This is a genomic window from Kribbella sp. NPDC050820 (assembly GCF_040653975.1).
Lineage (GTDB): Bacteria > Actinomycetota > Actinomycetes > Propionibacteriales > Kribbellaceae > Kribbella.
The window spans coordinates 118,274-134,309 of sequence record NZ_JBFAHB010000007.1; the positions used below are offsets into that span (position 1 = coordinate 118,274).

Genomic DNA, 16,036 nt, shown 5'->3' on the forward strand with positions numbered 1-16,036 from the left:
GATCTATGCGAATCGCATGCAATTGGCCGTATGGAGTCTGCCCTGGAAGTAGCAGTCAACCGATGGCACGCGCACTGGGTCGGGCGATCGGGGATCCGGCTCGTGCCGAGGTCGTGGCATCCGGTCAGTGAGCGGCTCATGGTGGTCGAACAGGACGCTGCGTGGCCCGGGAGCACGTCCCCTACCCTGGTGGCGACGCTGTTCAGAGTCACCGGCGAGCAGGTCTCGGCAGCGCTTCGGCTTCCGGATCTCAAGTCGGCGCTCGAACTGGCCTACACCCGACGCCGCCACGTCACCGTCACCCAAGCCGGCCTCGACATGCTTGACCACGAGCACCAGTGGCAGGAGGAGGTGTTCGACCACCTGACCACCGGTTGGACCATCCGCCAACGCACCACCTTTCACCAGGCGATGCAATCCCTCCTCAACCGCTCGCACACCCTCCCGCTCTGACCCGAGCGGGCGCAGGCGCTACTCCTCCAGGTGGTAGTCGGCGAACCGCGTGCGCAGGTCCTTCTTGGAGAACTTGCCGACAGAGGTCTTGGGGACCTCCTCGATGAACTCGACGGCATCGGGGAGCCACCACTTGGCCACCCGCGGGCGCAGGTACTCCAGGATCTCTTCGGCCGTGGCGGTTTCGCCTTCGGCGAGAACGACGCAGGCCAGCGGGCGCTCGTCCCACTTCGGGTGCGGCACACCGATCACAGCGGCCTCCTTGACCGCCGGGTGGGCCATCAGCAGGTTCTCCAGCTCGACCGAGCTGATCCACTCACCACCGGACTTCACCAGATCCTTGGTGCGGTCCACCAGTCGCACCGAGCCGAACTGGTCGATCGCCGCCACGTCGCCGGTCTTCATCCAGCCGTCTTCCGTGCTCAGCTGGACCCCCGCGTCGGGCCGGTAGTAGTCCGCCGCGATCCACGGCCCACGCACCTGCAGCTCACCCGTCGCCTCGTCGTCCCACGGCAACGGCGTGATCGACCCGGGCTCGACGATTCGCACCTCGACACCGGGCAGCGGCTGCCCTTGCCGAGCCCGCAACCGCGCCTTCTGGTCCTCGGGCAACTCCTCGTACCGAGCCGGCACGTGCGCCGCCGTCGCCACCGGGCTGGTCTCGGTCATCCCCCACGCCTGCAGAATCGGTCGCCCGAGCTTCTCCCGGAACGCCTCCGACAAGGCCATCGGTACGGCGGACCCGCCACAAGGCACCCGCCGCAGCTTCGGCAACTCGACCCCGTCCAGCAGCGGCAACAACCCCTGCCAGATCGTCGGCACGCCGGCCGCCAGCGTCACCTCCTGCTCCTGCAAGAGTTTGAGAATCCCCTGCGGACTCATGTCCGGCCCCGGGAACACCAGCGAGGCACCGGCCATGGGCGCCGCGTGCGCAAGCCCCCACGCGTTCGCGTGGAACATCGGCACGACTGGCATCACCGTGTCCGTCTCCGTCAGGCCGATCCCGGCGTTGGTCAGTACGCCGATGGAGTGCAGCCAGGTGGATCGGTGTGAGTACACCACGCCCTTCGGATGTCCCGTCGTACCGCTCGTGTAGCACATCGCGGCCGCCTGGTTCTCGTCGTCGACGTGGAACTCGACCGGGTCCGCAGCGGCCAGCAACTCCTCGTAGTCGTGGAACCGGGGATCGTCGGGCACCTCCGCCCCGGGCGCGCCGGCCGGCAGGTCGTCCATCACGACGACATGTCTGACCAGCGGCAGCCGATCGAGCAGCGGCAGGAAGAGCCCGAGCAGCGAACGGTCGACGAAGACGACCTCGTCCTCCGCGTGGTTCGCGATGTAGACGACCTGGTCGGGGAAGAGCCTGATGTTCAGCGTGTGCAGGACCCGGCCGGTGCAGGGCGCACCGAAGTACAGCTCGAGGTGCCGCCCCGAGTTCCACGCGAAGGTCGCCACCCGGCCGTCCGCGCTGATCCCGAGGGCTTTCAGCACGCCGCCCAGTCGCCTGGTCCGCGCGGCCCACTCGGCGTACGTCAGTCTCGACGGCGCCGGACCGCCGGTGTAGACGATCTTGTCCGGGTAGAACTGCTCAGCCCGGCGAAAGATGGCGTCCAGGGACAGCTGGTAGTTCTGCATCAGACCCTTCATGCCGACACTCTGCCAGCCGCGACGACGCCTTGACCATGACCTCATCCGGACTTTCTCACGCACTCTTCACGCATTCCGGACAGACAGATGACACGACACACATGTCGTGTAATGTATTACCCATGACGACCATCTCCCGAGTGTCCGTGGTGAGCACCGGCACCGTTCAGATCCGGCCCGAGCACGTCGGGCCGACCAAGAAGAACACCTACGTCTGGCTGGCAACCTCGCGACAATGGACGGCCCCGCGCCCGATCAACGCGTACGTCGTCGAGCACTCCGAGGGCCTGGTGCTGTTCGACACCGGCCAGGACCGTGCGTCGGTCACCGACGCCGGCTACTTCCCCGGCGGCCTGAACGGCCTGGTCTACGACCGGCTGGCGAAGTTCGAGATCGGGCCGGAGCAGACGCTGACGCGGCAACTCGCGGCGAACGGGTACGACATCCGCGACGTCCACACCGCGGTCCTGTCACATCTCCACCAGGACCACATCGGCGGGCTGCCCGAACTGACGCAGGCCCGCATCGTGATCAGCGAGCCAGAGTGGAGGTCGATGCGCCGGCCGCTGGCGGCCGCCCGCGGCTTCCTCCGCCGGCACATCGAACTGCCCGGCCTGCGATGGGAACTCGTCCGGCCGGAGCCCCTCGGTGACCCGAGTGTGTCGCCGTTCAGCAGCGGGCACGACCTATTCGGCGACGGCAGCCTGGTCCTGCTGCCGACGCCCGGCCACACCCCTGGCTCACTGTCCTTGCTGGTACGGCGTCCGGACGCACCTCCGCTGCTGATGGTCGGAGATCTCACCTACGACGCCGAACTGCTGGCGGCGGGCGACATCCCTGGGGTCGGCTCCCGCCCGGCCCTGCGCCAAACCGTTGCCCAGGTCAATGAATTGCGCGCGGCCCACCCCGGCCTCGTCGTTCTGGCCGCACACGATCCGGCCGCGACGTCGGCGCTGGCGACGGCGGGGGCACGATGAGGGCCGCGGAGGAGTTGCGGTACCTGATCCTCGCCATCCAGCGCGAAGGGAACCGGTTGCTGGCCGCCGAACTGCGGGAGATCGGGGTGACCCCGTCGCAAGCCGAGGTGCTGCGCGTCCTCCGCGACCACGGCCCGCTGACCCTCAACGCTCTCGGCGGTCTGCTGGTCTGCGAGACCGGCAACAGCCCGAGCCGGCTGGTCGACCGGCTGGTGACCCAAGGACTGATCCAACGCGACACCGATCCGGTGGACCGCCGCTACCTCACTCTCAGCCTCACCGCCGAAGGTCGAAAGGTCAGCCGGCGGATCGTCGCCGCGGAGAATGTTCTGCACGAAGCGATCGACGAGCGCATCGCCGGTCAGCCTGTCGACCAAACCATCGAAACCCTCCGCGCGCTGGCCGCCGCATTCCCCGCCGGCGAGGCCCTCGCTCGCCGCCGCGCGGCCGTCAAGGACAGCTGACATGGAGCAAGCGACCATGGTCATCCCGGCCACCCCGAACCGGATCCGCGCCGTACTCCTCGACCCCCGCGCGCTGCCCTTGTGGAACGAGGCGTTCCTCAGCGTCGACGGGCCGGCCCAGCCCGCAGTGGGACAGCGTTACGCCCTCCGTGTCCGGCCGGGCCTCAGCGGTCGGCTGGAGTACGCGGTGATCGAGGCCGACCGGATCGAGTTGCGGTGGGAGGTCCCGGGCTTCCGCGAGTCCGGGACCTGGACCATCGGCGAGTCCGGACTGGTCGGACACGCCTTCACGCAGGCCGGACCGCTCGCGACCCTCCTACGGACCGCCTACCGCGGTATCGCAGCCGTCCGATTGGACCGCCTGGCCGACCGTGTTCGTCAGCTACCGCAGGTCGGCTGAGGCCGGATCAGACCGCGAGGGGTACGGCGCGTTTGTGGGCGGTGCGGCGGTGGGTGGCGATGATCGTGGCCGCGGCCTTCTCGCTGACTTCGCGGCCCTCGAGGAAGTCGTCGATCTCGTCGTACGTGACGCCGAGGGCGACCTCGTCCGGGAGGCCGGGCTTGCTGGTCTCCAGGTCGGCGGTCGGGACCTTGCCGGTGAGCTCGTCCGACGCACCCAGGCGGGTGGCGATCGCGCGGACCCGGCGCTTGGTCAGTCCCGACAACGGCGTCAGGTCGCAGGCGCCGTCGCCGTACTTGGTGTAGAAGCCCATCACCGCCTCCGCGGCGTGGTCGGTGCCGACGACGAGCCCACCGCGGGCGCCGGCGACCAAGTACTGCGCGATCATCCGCTGCCGGGCCTTGATGTTGCCGGTGTGGAAGTCCTCGCGCTCGCCGAGACCCGCGTGCCGGACCGACTCGACCAGCGCGTCGGTGGCCGGCTTCACGTCCACCGAGAGCGTCTCGTCCGGCTTGATGAACTCCAGCGAGCGCTGTGCATCCGCCTCGTCCACCTGGACGCCGTACGGGAGCCGCATCGCGACGAACGTCGCCTGACCGCCCTCGGCCCGGACCCGCTCGACCGCGAGCTGGCAGAGGCGTCCCGCCGTAGCGGAGTCGACGCCGCCGCTGATGCCCAGCACGTACGACGTCGCGCCGGTCCGCCGGAGCTGGTCGGCGAGGAACTCGATCCGGCGCTCGATCTCGGTGTCCGCGTCGAACGATGCGGGGACGCCGAGCTCGGCGATGATCAGTTCCTGCAGGTAGCGGCGTTCCGCGCTCATCGGGCTCCTCGAATGTCTGGGGTTCCGGACCAGCCTAGACATGAGGATTCCCCGCGCACCCGGAAGAGCTCACTTACCCTTGCTGCCTTCCGGCCCTGGGGGAGTTGGGCGAGATACCGCCACGCGGGGAACCAGCCAGAAGTGTACGTGATGCCCGCGTGCGGTCCGAAATCGAGCGGCCTACGCTGGTTACGTGACGAATCATCAATTCGGTCCGTTCAGGATCACCACAGGCCTGACCAGCAGCCCCGAGTCGGTGGCCGCCGCCGCTGCGGCCGAGGAGCTCGGCTATCCCGCGATCTGGTTGTCCGGCGGCCCGCTGCCCGGGCTCCAGACCATCGTCGACCTGGTCGGTGCGACCTCGTCGATCAAGTTCGTCAGCGGCATCCTCTCGGTCGACGAGTACGGCGCCGAGGACGTCAGTACGACGTACGCCGCGCTGGAGGCGTCCGCGCCGGGCCGGTTCACAGTGGGCCTCGGTGGTGCGCGCGGGCCCAAGCCGATCGCGACACTCAACGCCTACCTCGACACGCTGGACGCCGTACCGGAAGAGCGCCGGCTGCTCGCCGCGCTCGGGCCGCGGATGCTCGGGCTGGCCCGGGACCGGTCGGCCGGTGCGTACCCGTTCCTGATCGCGCCGTCGTACTCCGCCGAGGCGCGGAAGGTGCTCGGCCCGGACAAGCTGCTCGCGGTCAGCCATCTGGTCGTCGTGGAGACCGACGCGGAGCGGGCGCGGGCGATCGCGCGCAACACGATCGGCTTCTTCCCACGACTGCCTGGGTACGCCGCCTCGCTCGAGCGGCAGGGGTTCAGTGCGAAGGACCAGGCCGAGCTGCCGGATCAGATGGTCGACGCACTGGCCGCGTGGGGCACGCGGGCGGACATCAAGGCCAAGCTGAGCGAGCACCTGGACGCCGGCGCCGACCATGTGGCTGTCAACGTCATCACTGGCGTCACTGGACCGCAGCCGGTCGAGCAGTGGCGCGCACTGGCGAGCACACTGCTGGGGTAGCCCGCATCACGCCTCGAGGTCGTCGATGGTGCCGGACATGATGGCGCGGACCTTCGCGGTGACTCGCTCGACGGGCCAGTCCCACCAGGCGACCCTCAGCAGGCGCTCCACGTCGCCTGCCGGGAATCTGGTACGGATCAGCTTCGCCGGGTTGCCGCCGACGATCCCGTACGGCGGTACGTCGTCCACCACGACCGCACCGGACGCGATGATCGCGCCGTCCCCGATCGTCACGCCGGGCATCACCAGGCTGCGGTACCCGAACCAGACGTCGTTCCCGACCACGGTGTCGCCGCGGCCCGGCAGCCCGGTGATCAGGTCGAAGTGCTCCGCCCAGCCGCCGCCCATGATCGGGAACGGGAATGTCGACGGTCCGTCCATCCGGTGGTTGGCGCCGTTCATGATGAACGTCGTGCCCTCACCGAGCGCGCAGTACTTGCCGATGCGGAGCCGCTCGGGGCCGTAGTGATACAGCACGTTCCTGGTCTCGAACGCGGACGGGTCGTCGGGGTCGTCGTAGTACGAGTAGTCGCCGACCTCGATCAGCGGCGACTTGACCACGCCCTTCAGCAACACCACCCGTTCGACGTCGGGCATCGGGTGTACGACGTTCGGGTCCGGCGCTGCGTCCATGCCGCCGACCCTAGATGAGCAGGCCGATCACCAGCAGCAGAATTAGCGCCGCCGCGACCACGACGGCTCCACGCTTCGTGCCGAACCGTCGCATCGCAATCGCCAAGGGACCGATCGGTTTCATCCTCGTTGCTCCAATCGCCTTCTGGTGTGCCAGGTGAATGTCAGGAATCCGAGCGCCACGATCGCGATCGGCAGGCCGAGCAGGCCGCGGCCGGCGAGCGCCAGCCCCACCGCGAGCAGGACAGCGAAGCCGGCCGCGATCCAGCCGGCGATGACGCGATCCCGCGCGAAGAGGTGGCCGCGGCGGCGGAGCGTGCGGGCCGCTCCGAGCATGGTGAGCAGTCCGGTGAGGACGATGGCGGCGAAACCGACCTGTGCCCGGACCGGGAGGCCGTCCTCGGTCAACCAGAGGATCGTGACGAGCGTGACCACCGCCGCCGCGCCGGTCAGTTGCACCAGGGACCGGATCCGTCGCCGCAACGACAGGGCGTCCTGCAGTCCCGCGATCGTCTGCTCTGCCGAGATCACGACTCCGCTCCTTCCCGCAGCATCCGCCGCGCTCGGTGGAGGCGGGACTTCACCGTTCCGACAGGTACGCCGAGCACGTCGGCGCACTCCTCGAGACTCAGGTCCTCCAGGTGAAACAGCACCAGCACCTCCCGCTCGACCACAGGCACCCGATCGACCAACCGCCGTACGTCGACCCGGTCGACCACCTGCTCCGCCGGGTCCGGCTCGTCGTACGGCGTCTGCCGCGGCTGGTCGACGTACGGCGTCTGGTCGGCGTACTGGCCCCGGAGCTGGTTGACGACGCTGCGCCGGGCGATGGTGAACAGCCAGGCGGCGAACCGCTCCGGCTCCCTCAACCGCGGCAGCCCCCGCACGACCGCCAGCCATACCTCCTGCGACACGTCATCGGCCACGTCGTCCCGGCCGAGCATGCGCCGTACGTAGCCCCACACCGGCTCGTGCCACCCCCGCACCAGCTCGGCCACCGCCTCCCGGTCCCCCACCTGCGCCCGCACCACCACCGCCACCCACTCCCGCTCCACGCTCACCTCCTACAAGCACAGTCGCGCGACGGCCCCACCAGGTTCACGCCCCGATTTCAGGTTCCCGAGCCGTCTCGCGTATCCTCTCCGCTTGGAGGATTCGCCTAGAGGCCTAGGGCGCACGCTTGGAAAGCGTGTTGGGGGCAACCCCTCACGAGTTCGAATCTCGTATCCTCCGCCACTCCCCGGAGTCGCATAGGGTCAGGTCAGAGGGCGGTCCCAGACTCACGGAGGACGAACACGAGCCGGGGCGGCTCCCACATCTGGGAGCCGCCCCGGAGTCGTTTGGTCTCGGTCTTGGTCTCAGTTGTTCCTAGGTTCTGTCTGACGGTCGAGCCCCTCAGCCACTTCTCCGTCTTCCGCTTGCCCTCCTGAGGGCGAGACTGTTCACCATGGCCGCTGACCAACTGTTCACCCGCCTGGCACCCGTCCTGAACGTCTCCGATCTCTCCGCCGAGCGCGCCTTCTACGAGAAGCTCGGTTTGCCGGTGATCTATGAGGGCGAGGAGTATCCCGACTTCATAGCCTTCGGGACGGACACGATCCACTTCGGCATCCAGCAGGCAACCGCCGAGAACGACCCACCGAGCGTCCTCACCTGGCAAATCGCCGTTTCCGACGTCGACGCGGCGGCTGAGCGGTGCCAGGCGGCAGGCCTGGAGTTCGAACTCGAACACAACAATCCAGCCCCCGGCTGGACCTACCGCCGTCTCCTCCTCCATACCCCCAGCGGCTACCGCCTCGCCCTCGAAGGCGAATCCGAGTAGGTGTCCGGGACCAGAGCGCAGGCCACGCCGTCATCTGGCGACTCATCGCCGAACCTGTAGGTCATTTCCCAGCGGTTCGGTGATGGGTCAGCGGCACAGGCAGAAGGGGTTGCCGTGTGGGTCGAGCATGACCCGGACGTGCTCCTGCGGCTGGTCCTCGGCGAGACTCGCGCCTGCCTGGAGGGCCCACGCGACCGCCTCATCGAGGTCGTCCACGCCTATGTCGAGGTGCATCGTCGCGTTCTGACCACCGGGCTTGCTCGGCCAGGTCGGCCGCTCGTGCTCCTGATCAGACTCGATGTTGATGCCGAGCAGCGTCCTGTCTGTCTCGCCCTCGGGCGGGTGAAGCTGGACCCAACCGCCCTTCGGCCCTTCGTCGACGATCCGCCAGCCAAGCAGCTGCTCATAAAACCTGGCCAGCTCCCGGGCGTGTGGAGCCGGTGCTGCCGTGATCGTGACGGCCCCAATCCGCATTCGCGGTCGTGTCATGCGGAGACCGTACCCCCGTTGTCTGTGCAGTGCCCGCTAGGCGTCAGGTGAGCTGTTCAGCGAGGCCGAGGATGATGCCGGCGGGGCCGCGAAGGTAGCAGAGGCGGTAGGTCTCGCTGAACTTGACGATCTCGCCGAGAAGTTCGGCGCCGTGAGTGCGGAGCCGGGCGACGGCATCCTCGATGTTGTCGACGGCGAACATGACGCGGTGCATGCCGAGGGTGTTGTGCGGCGGGTTGGGCGGGTTCGGGACGATCGCGGCAGGGATCAGGTACTGCGACAGCTCCAGGCGGCTGTGGCCGTCCGGAGTTCGCAGCATTGCGATCTCGCAGCGGACTTCGTCGATGCCGACTGTGCGGTCCGCCGCGGGGCCCTCGACCTGCGCACGGCCCTCCAGCTCCATGCCGAGCTCCACGAAGAACGCAACCGCAGCATCCATGTCGTCGACGACGATGCCGACGTTGTCCATCCGGTGCAGCGCCATGGTGATTCCCCTTCGTCACGCGACCCGTCGTGGCCGCTGGTGCACAGGGGACGGAGCCAAACCCACATTCTCGACACGCGGCGCGAGACTATTCGGGGTGAGGGGGTCGCGATGGGTGATGTGCTGAGTGTGCTGGCGGGGCAGGAGTTCGAGTGGGGGAAGCACGAGGCGTTGCGGCTGGATGCGCGGTATCGGAGGCGGCATCTTCCGTTGTTGAGGGATGGGGTGCGAGGGCCGCTTGGCCCGGATGTCGGGCCGGGAGAGTTCTGGCCGCCGGTGCGTTCGGTGGTCGTGCCGTTGCCTGATCCGCGGCCGGAGGCATTCTTGGCGGCGCTGGCTGATTCTCGCCTGTCCAACCTCGTCTGGTGGCGCGGGCTCGAGCTGAGGGCGGATCGGGTGCATGCGACCTTGGTGCATGGAAGCGACGAGCCGCGGGTGCTCGACGGACCGATCGATCTCGTTGTGCGCGGGCCGTGGATCGGGCAGTTCAACACCGGGCGGATCTACCTTCCGGTCGAGCCGGCGGATGAGCGGGCCGTACGAGCGCTTGACGTGGAGCGTCCGCTGCTGGCGGGCTATCTGCAGCTGACGTCGGACGTGACCGGCGCCGAGTACGCCGAGCTTCGCGACCTGGTAGCGGTGTTCCAGCCGGCACGGACAAAGGTGCGGGTCGATCGATTCCTGGTGCTGGAGACGATGGACGACCTCGCGCTGAGGTCCCGGGTCGTGAACCTGCAGCTGGAGCAGGGCCGCGAGGAGTAAGGATCCCTCAATGCAGGGTTCGGACTGTGGTTCGGCCGTGGATCATGAGGAGGTGGCCGTCGGGACGGAGTTGGAGGACGGTGCCGGGACGGCGGGAGTCGATGAGGTAGGTCTCGTGGCCGTCCTGGTTTCGGGTGGTGAATCGGCCGTTGGCGTCGATCGCGGCCGACGAGTTCGGCCAGCCGGTGATGTTCGTGCTCCACAGGACGGTCTTGCTGTTCTGGAGCAGGACGAGGTTGCCGTCCGGGCGCATCTCCACGGTGTACACCCGGTTCGTGGCGTACAGGGTCACGTCGGCGCTGAGCTCACTGCCCCGCATCAGGGTGCCGATCGCCCGGGTGGCCGGTCCGGCCGCCGCGGTCCGGCTACGAGGGCCATCGGCAACAACGATCACGGCTCCCGCAACCGCCACCACGGCGAGCGCAGGCGCCAGCCACCTCCAAGTCGACGTCCCATGCCCTCTAGACGCGCGGGCTACCCCCGGTTGCTGCGTCAGTGGCCAGGACCCGCATCGAACCGCTCGTCACGCGGACCTGCCGCCCGCGGAGGAAGCCCAGGTTCTCGACACGCGGGATCAACCGGGACACAGGATCGAGGAGCTCACGCAGACGGCCGGCGACGAACGGAACAGCGTAGTACTGGTAGGCGGGGTCGACCGCGAGGGTAGAGAAGCCGGTGCGACGCAGCAGTTCGGTGATCGTGACCGGGTCGTAGTAGCTGACGTGCTCGGGGATCTTGAACGAGACCCACCGCGGCCCGGAGACCCGGGCCAGCAGGCTCTTGATGTTCGGCGTGACGAGCACGATCACGCCGCCCGGATTCAACAGCCGTGCCGCTGACGACAGGAAGGCGCCCGGATCCGTGACGTGCTCGATCAGGTGCGAGCCGAAGATGACGTCATACTTCTGCTCCTGGATCTCCGCGACCTCGTCGAGCATCCCGCAGAACACCCGGCCGGGAAATCGCTCGGCCGCCCACTTGATCGCGGTCGGCGAGAGGTCGACGCCGTAGACGTCGTACCCGGCGTCGGCAGCGCACTGGAGGAAGTAGCCGTACCCGCAGCCCACTTCGAGCACCCGGCCCGACGGCACGAACTCCGCGATCCGCCGGACGTCCGCACGGAACGTCGCCAGGTACTCGCGCTCCTGGCTCTCGTACTCCGAGTACCCCGAGCCGCCGTCCCCGTCGAAGTACGACGATCCCTCGTAGAGCGCACGCAGTGTCTCGGGCGTGGGAGTCGGCACGAGCTGCACGAGCCCGCAGGCCGCGCACTCCTTGATCTCGTAGCCCTCCTTGGCTCCACGAGGTCGGAACGGCCCTGTCGCAGAGCAGAGGATGCATGTCATGGACACACCCTGCTAGCGATCGCCCGGAGATACCAGCCCTGTCTCGTAAGCAAGTACGACTGCCTGCGCGCGATCACGCAGCGACAGCTTCGCGAAGATGCGGGCGACATGGGTCTTCACCGTCGCTTCGCTGAGCGTCAGCTCGGTCGCGAGCTCCGCGTTGGACAGGCCGTGCCCCATCAGTGTGAGCACCTCGAGCTCGCGCGGCGTGAGGACTGCAAGATCCCTGTGTACGGCGGGCTGCTGCACCGGCCCCTGGTCGCCGGTCGCGAACCGCTCCACCAGCCGCCGTGTGATCGACGGCGCGAGCAACGCGTCCCCGGTGTTGACCAGGCGGACCGCTGCCGCCAGGTGCTCCGGCGTCACGTCCTTCAGAAGGAACCCGCTGGCGCCTGCGGCCAAGGCGGCGTACACGTAGCGATCCAGGTCGAACGTCGTGAGCATCAGCACCCGGCAGTCCGGCGACTCGGCCAGGATGCGCCGGGTGGCTTCCAGACCGTCCATCGTCGGCATCCGGATGTCCATGAGTACGACGTCGGGCCGCAGCCGCCGTACCGACTCGACGGCCTCGTGTCCGTCGGCGGCCTCACCGACCACCTCGATCCCGCGCGCAGTCAGGATCATCCGGAACCCGATCCGCACCAAAGCTTGATCGTCTGCGATCACCACGCGCGGCTCGACCGTCACGGCCGCTCCAACGGAATCTTCGCGCGCACCCGGAACCCGCCGCCGAGTCTCCTCCGTGCGTCGAGGTCCCCGCCGTACACGGCCACTCGCTGCCGCAGGCCCAACAGTCCGCGACCCTCCCCTTCCGACCGCGGTGCACGACCGCCGGACAGCACGCTGGGCCCGGTGTTGAGTACCTCGACCCGCAGCGCGTGGTCGGTGTACCGCACCGTCACCTCCGCCTTCACCCCGTCACCGTGCTTGAGCGCGTTGGTCAGCGCCTCCTGGATGATCCGGTACGCCGTGACGTCGACGCCGGCGGGCAGCGGCCGGGGCTCACCCGAGATGCGCACCTCGACCGGCAGCCCGGCAAATGCGATCCGATCTATCAACGGACTCAGCCGACTCAGGCTCGGCTGCGGCGACAACTCGTCTGCCGAGGCCGACGCTGCCGACGAGCCCGACGAGCCCGAGGCCGTGCCGTCCGCCGACGGCGCGAGCAGGCCGAGCAGATGCCGGAGCTCGGTCATCGTGTCCCGGCCGGCCGCCTCCACCGCGAGGAGTGCCGCCTCGGCCTCGGCCGGTTCGCCCAGCACGTGCCGGGCGGCGCCGGCCTGGATCACCATCACGCTCACGTTGTGGCTGACGATGTCGTGCAGGTCCTGGGCGATCCTGGCCCGCTCTGCGTCGACCGCGCTCTGGGCCGCGCTCTCGCGTTCGCGTTCGAGTAGCCAGCCGCGTTCCTCGAGCGCCCGGGCGTGCGCCCGCCGGGCCCGGACGAGCGCGACCGCGAGCGCGACCGCCGCCAGGCAGGCGATGACGAGCAACCAGGTCGTGATCACAGGACCACTGTCCCAAGGGCCCGGTGAATCCGCATCATCCGCAGGTGGCACGCCGTACATCCCCAGGATGACGGGGCCCGCACGTTACGCCCGCAGGCTGACGTACGGCGCCCGCCGGCAGCCCTAGCGTGAAGGCATGACGGATGCAGAAGGCAACGAACAGGCGGTCGTGCGGCTCACCGAGGTCCGCAAGGAGTACGGCGAGTCCGTCGCACTGGACGGGGTGTCGCTGGAGATTCGCGCCGGTGAGGCGGTCGCGGTGATGGGACCGTCCGGCAGCGGCAAGTCCACGCTGCTCAGCATGGTGGCCGGGCTGGACCGGCCGACCTCCGGATCCGTCGTGGTACACGGCGAGGACCTGGGCGCGCTGGACGAGAAGGGCCTGGCGCTGTACCGGCGCCGGCGGATCGGGATGATCTTCCAGTTCTTCAACCTGCTCGACGACCTGTCGGCGCTGGACAACGTCGCACTGGCCGCGCAGCTCACCGGCACCTCCGCGACGCACGCCCGCAAACGCGCACTCGAGCTCTTCGAGGAGCTCGGCATCGCCGCACGACGCAACACCTACCCGGCCCAGCTCAGCGGCGGCGAGCGCCAGCGGGTCGCGGTCGCCAGGGCGCTGATGAACCGCCCTGCCGTGCTGCTCGCCGACGAACCCACCGGCGCGCTGGACACCAGGGCCGGCGAACAGGTGATGGACCTCCTGCTCGACCTCAACCAGATCGGCCAGACCCTGCTGCTCGTCACCCACGACCAGCAACTCGCCACCCGCTGCGCGAGCCGGCTGATCGAGGTCGTCGACGGACAGGTCGCCCGCGAACGCAGTCTGGAGCCGACGCTGTGAGCGCCGTGTGGCCGGTCTCCCGGGCCGCGGTACGGCGCCGCCGGCTGCAGACGGTCGTGATCGGAGTGGTTGTCGGATTGTCGACAACCATGATCGTGGTCGCCTTGGGGCTGCTCGCCGCCTCCACTGGACCCTTCGAACAGGCATACGCGCGGCAAAGCGGCGCGCACCTGGTGGCGTCGTACGACCGGAGCAAGGTCTCCGACACGCAGCTGACCGAGGCCGCGGGCAAGGCCGAGGCGACAGCGGGACCGTTCGGCCTCGCCGACCTGGAGCTGAACATGGGTGGACCCCCGATGCCGCTCGTGGTCGTCGGTCGCGCGGACCCCGGTGGCGCGGTCGACCGGCTCAACGTGTGGGAGGGGCGCTGGCCGGACAAGCCCGGTGAGATCGTGCTCAACCGGAACCCGATCGAGACCAGCAACCAACGCGGTGCGGCGAAGGTCGGGACCGAGCTCACGACCGGCAGCACCAAGCTGACCGTTGTCGGGTTCGCCTACAGTGTCAGCAAGTCGGGCGACGCCTGGGTCACGCCCGAGCAGATGACTGCGCTGAAGCCGACCATCACGCAGATGCTCTACCGCTTCTCCCCGGCTTCGACCAACGCGGACGTCACCGCCGGTCAGGCCGCGGTGACCGCGGGCCTTCCGTCCGCCGCGCTGCTCGGCACGCAGTCCTATCTCGCGCTCAAGGCCACCGCTGCCGGTGAGCCGAACACGTTCGTCCCGTTCCTGCTGGTGTTCGGGTGGATCGGCCTGATCGTCGCCGTACTGATCGTCGCGAACGTGGTCAGTGGCGCGGTGGTGGCCGGCTTCCGGCACATCGGCGTACTCAAGGCGCTGGGATTCACGCCGACGCAGGTGATGACGGTCTATCTCGCGATGATCTCCATCCCGGCGATCGTCGGCTGCGCGCTGGGCACTTTGCTCGGCAATGTGCTCGCGACCTCCTTGCTGACCAGGGCTTTCGAGAACTACGGCGCCGAGGGGCTTGGCGTCCCGCTCTGGGTCGACGTGGCGGCGTTGCTCGGCGTACCGCTGCTGGTCGCTCTGTCTGCGCTCGTGCCCTCGCTGCGGGCTCGTGGGTTGTCGGCCGCTGAGGCGATCAGCGCGGGAAGTGCGCCGCGGGCCGGGCGAGGTCTGCGGGCCCAGCGCTGGCTGAGCGGGACTCGGTTGCCGCGAGCAATCAGTCTGGGACTCGGCCTGCCGTTCGCCCGTCCTGCGCGTACGGCGTTGACGCTGGCGGCCGTCGTACTCGGCGTCACGAGCGTGACGTTGGCGGTCGGCCTCGGTACGTCGTTGACGAACTACCAGACCGCGGCGAGCCGCGCCGGCGCCGTCGACGTGACGATGTTCGCCGGAATCGAGGAGGGCAACGGTGCTGGGCCTGCTCCGGGGAGCACCGCGCCGCAGCGGCAGCTGGCCAAGCTGAGTGACCCGGCGGACGAGGCGTTGCTGCGATCGACGTCCGGCGCTGCGTACGTGACGGCCAGTCGGGACCTGCCGATGCGGCTCGCCGGGACGAACCAGGAGCTCCGGGTCGCCTTCTACCGTGGCGATTTCACGCAGATCGGCTTCCGGCTGCTGGAGGGAAAGTGGTTCGACGGGCCGGGCCAGGTGGTCGTGTCCGAGCGGTTCCTCAAGCAGCGCGGGCTGTCGGTCGGTGACACGATCACGCTGGAGTCGAAAGGGAAGCGCGCCCAGGTGCAGATCGTCGGCAAGGCGCTGTACAACTCGGGCGACGAGGTGCTGTCCAACTGGCAGACGCTTGCGCTGATCGCACCGGACCTGCGGGCGAACATCTACGAGATCCAACTCGATCCCGGCACCGACATCGACGCCTACGTGAAGGCCGTCCAGGCGGGCGACCCCGGGCTGGAAGAGGTCCCCGGTCAGGATCCGGGCACGTTCGTCGCGGTGGTCCTTGCCACCGTCATCCTGCTCACGCTGATGCTCGGCACCGTGGCCGCGCTCGGCGTCTTCAATACCGTCGTACTCAACACCCGCGAACGCCGCCGCGACCTCGGCATGCTCAAGTCCATCGGCATGACTCCCGGCCAGGTCACCGTCATGGTGGTCACCTCGATGGCCGCATTGGGCGCCCTCGGCGGAGTCCTGGGCATCCCCCTCGGCATCCTCGCCCACCGCCTGGTCGTCCCCGCCATGGCCAACGGCGCCCAGGTCGCCATCCCCGACTTCATGCTCGACGTCTACCCCCTCCCCCTCCTCGCCCTCTTCGTCCTCTCCGGCATCCTCCTGGCCGCCCTAGGCGCCTACCTCCCAGCCCGAACCGCCGCCCACACCACCATCGCCAAGGTCCTCCACAACGAGTAAATCCAGCTGACCGGCGGCCTCGTTGTGGGGGAGACTCGG

The 16,036-nt window shown here is 68.8% G+C and carries 20 protein-coding genes, 1 tRNA gene and 1 other RNA gene; 10 read left to right on the forward strand and 12 right to left on the reverse strand.

Features of this window, described 5'->3' with window-relative positions:
- Positions 1 to 189: 189 nt before the first annotated feature.
- Positions 190 to 453 (forward strand): hypothetical protein, encoded by a 264-nt coding sequence (locus AB0H36_RS09250; protein WP_360519144.1) that lies wholly within the window; start codon positions 190 to 192, stop codon positions 451 to 453.
- Positions 454 to 471: 18 nt separating this feature from the next.
- On the opposite strand, the gene AB0H36_RS09255 is transcribed toward AB0H36_RS09250, so the two are convergent.
- Positions 472 to 2,100 carry a long-chain fatty acid--CoA ligase gene (locus AB0H36_RS09255; protein ID WP_360519147.1) on the reverse strand — a complete coding sequence of 543 codons (1,629 nt, stop codon included), beginning with the start codon at positions 2,098 to 2,100 and terminating at the stop codon, positions 472 to 474.
- Between the two features lie 122 nt (positions 2,101 to 2,222).
- Between AB0H36_RS09255 and AB0H36_RS09260 the strand changes: the two genes are divergently transcribed.
- Genes AB0H36_RS09260 through AB0H36_RS09270 form a run of 3 tightly spaced genes read left to right on the forward strand, consistent with a single transcriptional unit; the run spans position 2,223 to position 3,941 of the window.
- The gene (locus tag AB0H36_RS09260) at positions 2,223 to 3,077 is read left to right on the forward strand and encodes an N-acyl homoserine lactonase family protein (RefSeq protein ID WP_360519150.1); all 855 of its coding nucleotides are present in this window, start codon (positions 2,223 to 2,225) and stop codon (positions 3,075 to 3,077) included.
- Positions 3,074 to 3,541, forward strand: a complete 468-nt coding sequence (locus AB0H36_RS09265; protein ID WP_360519153.1) for a winged helix DNA-binding protein — start codon at positions 3,074 to 3,076, stop codon at positions 3,539 to 3,541. Before AB0H36_RS09260 ends, AB0H36_RS09265 begins: the two co-directional genes overlap by 4 nt.
- A 1-nt stretch (position 3,542) precedes the next feature.
- Positions 3,543 to 3,941: an SRPBCC family protein gene (locus AB0H36_RS09270; RefSeq protein ID WP_360519156.1), complete on the forward strand. Its 399-nt coding sequence runs from the start codon at positions 3,543 to 3,545 to the stop codon at positions 3,939 to 3,941.
- Positions 3,942 to 3,948: 7 nt separating this feature from the next.
- Here the strand turns inward: AB0H36_RS09270 and nadE are convergent, their stop codons facing one another.
- Both nadE and ffs read right to left on the reverse strand, forming a co-directional pair.
- Positions 3,949 to 4,764, reverse strand: a complete 816-nt coding sequence (gene nadE / locus AB0H36_RS09275; protein WP_360519159.1) for an ammonia-dependent NAD(+) synthetase — start codon at positions 4,762 to 4,764, stop codon at positions 3,949 to 3,951.
- 39 nt (positions 4,765 to 4,803) lie between these two features.
- Positions 4,804 to 4,900, reverse strand: an RNA gene (gene ffs, locus AB0H36_RS09280) — signal recognition particle sRNA small type.
- Positions 4,901 to 4,957: 57 nt separating this feature from the next.
- Between ffs and AB0H36_RS09285 the strand changes: the two genes are divergently transcribed.
- A complete protein-coding gene (locus AB0H36_RS09285; RefSeq protein WP_360519162.1) occupies positions 4,958 to 5,776 on the forward strand; it encodes a TIGR03620 family F420-dependent LLM class oxidoreductase in 819 nt (272 codons plus the stop codon).
- A 6-nt stretch (positions 5,777 to 5,782) separates the two neighbouring features.
- On the opposite strand, the gene AB0H36_RS09290 is transcribed toward AB0H36_RS09285, so the two are convergent.
- The 3 genes from AB0H36_RS09290 to AB0H36_RS09300 form a co-directional block, all read right to left on the reverse strand.
- Positions 5,783 to 6,409, reverse strand: coding sequence for a CatB-related O-acetyltransferase (locus AB0H36_RS09290; protein WP_360519165.1), 627 nt, complete (start codon positions 6,407 to 6,409; stop codon positions 5,783 to 5,785).
- 120 nt (positions 6,410 to 6,529) lie between these two features.
- Positions 6,530 to 6,940 (reverse strand): hypothetical protein, encoded by a 411-nt coding sequence (locus AB0H36_RS09295; protein ID WP_360519167.1) that lies wholly within the window; start codon positions 6,938 to 6,940, stop codon positions 6,530 to 6,532.
- Entirely contained in the window at positions 6,937 to 7,464 is a 528-nt protein-coding gene (locus tag AB0H36_RS09300) for a sigma-70 family RNA polymerase sigma factor (RefSeq protein WP_360519170.1), read from the reverse strand. Before AB0H36_RS09300 ends, AB0H36_RS09295 begins: the two co-directional genes overlap by 4 nt.
- Before the next feature lie 93 nt (positions 7,465 to 7,557).
- Between AB0H36_RS09300 and AB0H36_RS09305 the strand changes: the two genes are divergently transcribed.
- Both AB0H36_RS09305 and AB0H36_RS09310 read left to right on the forward strand, forming a co-directional pair.
- Positions 7,558 to 7,645: transfer RNA gene (locus tag AB0H36_RS09305), tRNA-Ser, on the forward strand.
- A gap of 211 nt (positions 7,646 to 7,856) precedes the next feature.
- Positions 7,857 to 8,231, forward strand: a complete 375-nt coding sequence (locus AB0H36_RS09310; protein ID WP_360519173.1) for a VOC family protein — start codon at positions 7,857 to 7,859, stop codon at positions 8,229 to 8,231.
- 87 nt (positions 8,232 to 8,318) lie between these two features.
- Here AB0H36_RS09310 and AB0H36_RS09315 read toward each other — a convergent pair whose 3' ends face one another.
- Both AB0H36_RS09315 and AB0H36_RS09320 read right to left on the reverse strand, forming a co-directional pair.
- A complete protein-coding gene (locus AB0H36_RS09315; protein ID WP_360519176.1) occupies positions 8,319 to 8,720 on the reverse strand; it encodes a VOC family protein in 402 nt (133 codons plus the stop codon).
- A 43-nt stretch (positions 8,721 to 8,763) separates the two neighbouring features.
- Complete coding sequence (locus AB0H36_RS09320; protein WP_360519179.1) at positions 8,764 to 9,204, reverse strand: VOC family protein; 441 nt, start codon at positions 9,202 to 9,204, stop codon at positions 8,764 to 8,766.
- Positions 9,205 to 9,315: 111 nt separating this feature from the next.
- On the opposite strand from AB0H36_RS09320, the gene AB0H36_RS09325 reads away from it, so the two are divergent.
- The gene (locus AB0H36_RS09325; protein WP_360519182.1) at positions 9,316 to 9,966 is read left to right on the forward strand and encodes a hypothetical protein; all 651 of its coding nucleotides are present in this window, start codon (positions 9,316 to 9,318) and stop codon (positions 9,964 to 9,966) included.
- A 7-nt stretch (positions 9,967 to 9,973) separates the two neighbouring features.
- Here AB0H36_RS09325 and AB0H36_RS09330 read toward each other — a convergent pair whose 3' ends face one another.
- Genes AB0H36_RS09330 through AB0H36_RS09345 form a run of 4 tightly spaced genes read right to left on the reverse strand, consistent with a single transcriptional unit; the run spans position 9,974 to position 12,820 of the window.
- On the reverse strand, positions 9,974 to 10,378 hold the full coding sequence (locus AB0H36_RS09330; RefSeq protein ID WP_360519185.1) for a hypothetical protein: 405 nt from the start codon (positions 10,376 to 10,378) through the stop codon (positions 9,974 to 9,976).
- A gap of 49 nt (positions 10,379 to 10,427) precedes the next feature.
- Positions 10,428 to 11,312 (reverse strand): class I SAM-dependent methyltransferase, encoded by an 885-nt coding sequence (locus tag AB0H36_RS09335; RefSeq protein ID WP_360519188.1) that lies wholly within the window; start codon positions 11,310 to 11,312, stop codon positions 10,428 to 10,430.
- A 12-nt stretch (positions 11,313 to 11,324) separates the two neighbouring features.
- Positions 11,325 to 11,999 (reverse strand): response regulator transcription factor, encoded by a 675-nt coding sequence (locus AB0H36_RS09340; protein ID WP_360519191.1) that lies wholly within the window; start codon positions 11,997 to 11,999, stop codon positions 11,325 to 11,327.
- A complete protein-coding gene (locus tag AB0H36_RS09345; protein WP_360519194.1) occupies positions 11,996 to 12,820 on the reverse strand; it encodes a histidine kinase in 825 nt (274 codons plus the stop codon). The genes AB0H36_RS09340 and AB0H36_RS09345 overlap by 4 nt, the downstream gene beginning before the upstream one ends.
- A 136-nt stretch (positions 12,821 to 12,956) precedes the next feature.
- On the opposite strand from AB0H36_RS09345, the gene AB0H36_RS09350 reads away from it, so the two are divergent.
- Complete coding sequence (locus tag AB0H36_RS09350; RefSeq protein WP_360519197.1) at positions 12,957 to 13,664, forward strand: ABC transporter ATP-binding protein; 708 nt, start codon at positions 12,957 to 12,959, stop codon at positions 13,662 to 13,664.
- The gene (locus AB0H36_RS09355) at positions 13,661 to 15,997 is read left to right on the forward strand and encodes an FtsX-like permease family protein (RefSeq protein WP_360519199.1); all 2,337 of its coding nucleotides are present in this window, start codon (positions 13,661 to 13,663) and stop codon (positions 15,995 to 15,997) included. Before AB0H36_RS09350 ends, AB0H36_RS09355 begins: the two co-directional genes overlap by 4 nt.
- Positions 15,998 to 16,036 lie beyond the last annotated feature (39 nt).

Bases quoted from the DNA above. Each gene is read 5' to 3' on its own strand.
- AB0H36_RS09325 (WP_360519182.1), top strand. From the start codon at position 9,316: ATGGGTGATGTGCTGAGTGTGCTGGCGGGGCAGGAGTTCGAGTGGGGG.
- AB0H36_RS09320 (WP_360519179.1), bottom strand. From the start codon at position 9,204: ATGGCGCTGCACCGGATGGACAACGTCGGCATCGTCGTCGACGACATG.
- AB0H36_RS09310 (WP_360519173.1), top strand. From the start codon at position 7,857: ATGGCCGCTGACCAACTGTTCACCCGCCTGGCACCCGTCCTGAACGTC.
- AB0H36_RS09315 (WP_360519176.1), bottom strand. From the start codon at position 8,720: ATGACACGACCGCGAATGCGGATTGGGGCCGTCACGATCACGGCAGCA.
- AB0H36_RS09270 (WP_360519156.1), top strand. From the start codon at position 3,543: ATGGAGCAAGCGACCATGGTCATCCCGGCCACCCCGAACCGGATCCGC.
- AB0H36_RS09350 (WP_360519197.1), top strand. From the start codon at position 12,957: ATGACGGATGCAGAAGGCAACGAACAGGCGGTCGTGCGGCTCACCGAG.
- AB0H36_RS09290 (WP_360519165.1), bottom strand. From the start codon at position 6,409: ATGGACGCAGCGCCGGACCCGAACGTCGTACACCCGATGCCCGACGTC.
- AB0H36_RS09255 (WP_360519147.1), bottom strand. From the start codon at position 2,100: ATGAAGGGTCTGATGCAGAACTACCAGCTGTCCCTGGACGCCATCTTT.
- AB0H36_RS09335 (WP_360519188.1), bottom strand. From the start codon at position 11,312: ATGACATGCATCCTCTGCTCTGCGACAGGGCCGTTCCGACCTCGTGGA.
- AB0H36_RS09265 (WP_360519153.1), top strand. From the start codon at position 3,074: ATGAGGGCCGCGGAGGAGTTGCGGTACCTGATCCTCGCCATCCAGCGC.
- nadE (WP_360519159.1), bottom strand. From the start codon at position 4,764: ATGAGCGCGGAACGCCGCTACCTGCAGGAACTGATCATCGCCGAGCTC.
- AB0H36_RS09260 (WP_360519150.1), top strand. From the start codon at position 2,223: ATGACGACCATCTCCCGAGTGTCCGTGGTGAGCACCGGCACCGTTCAG.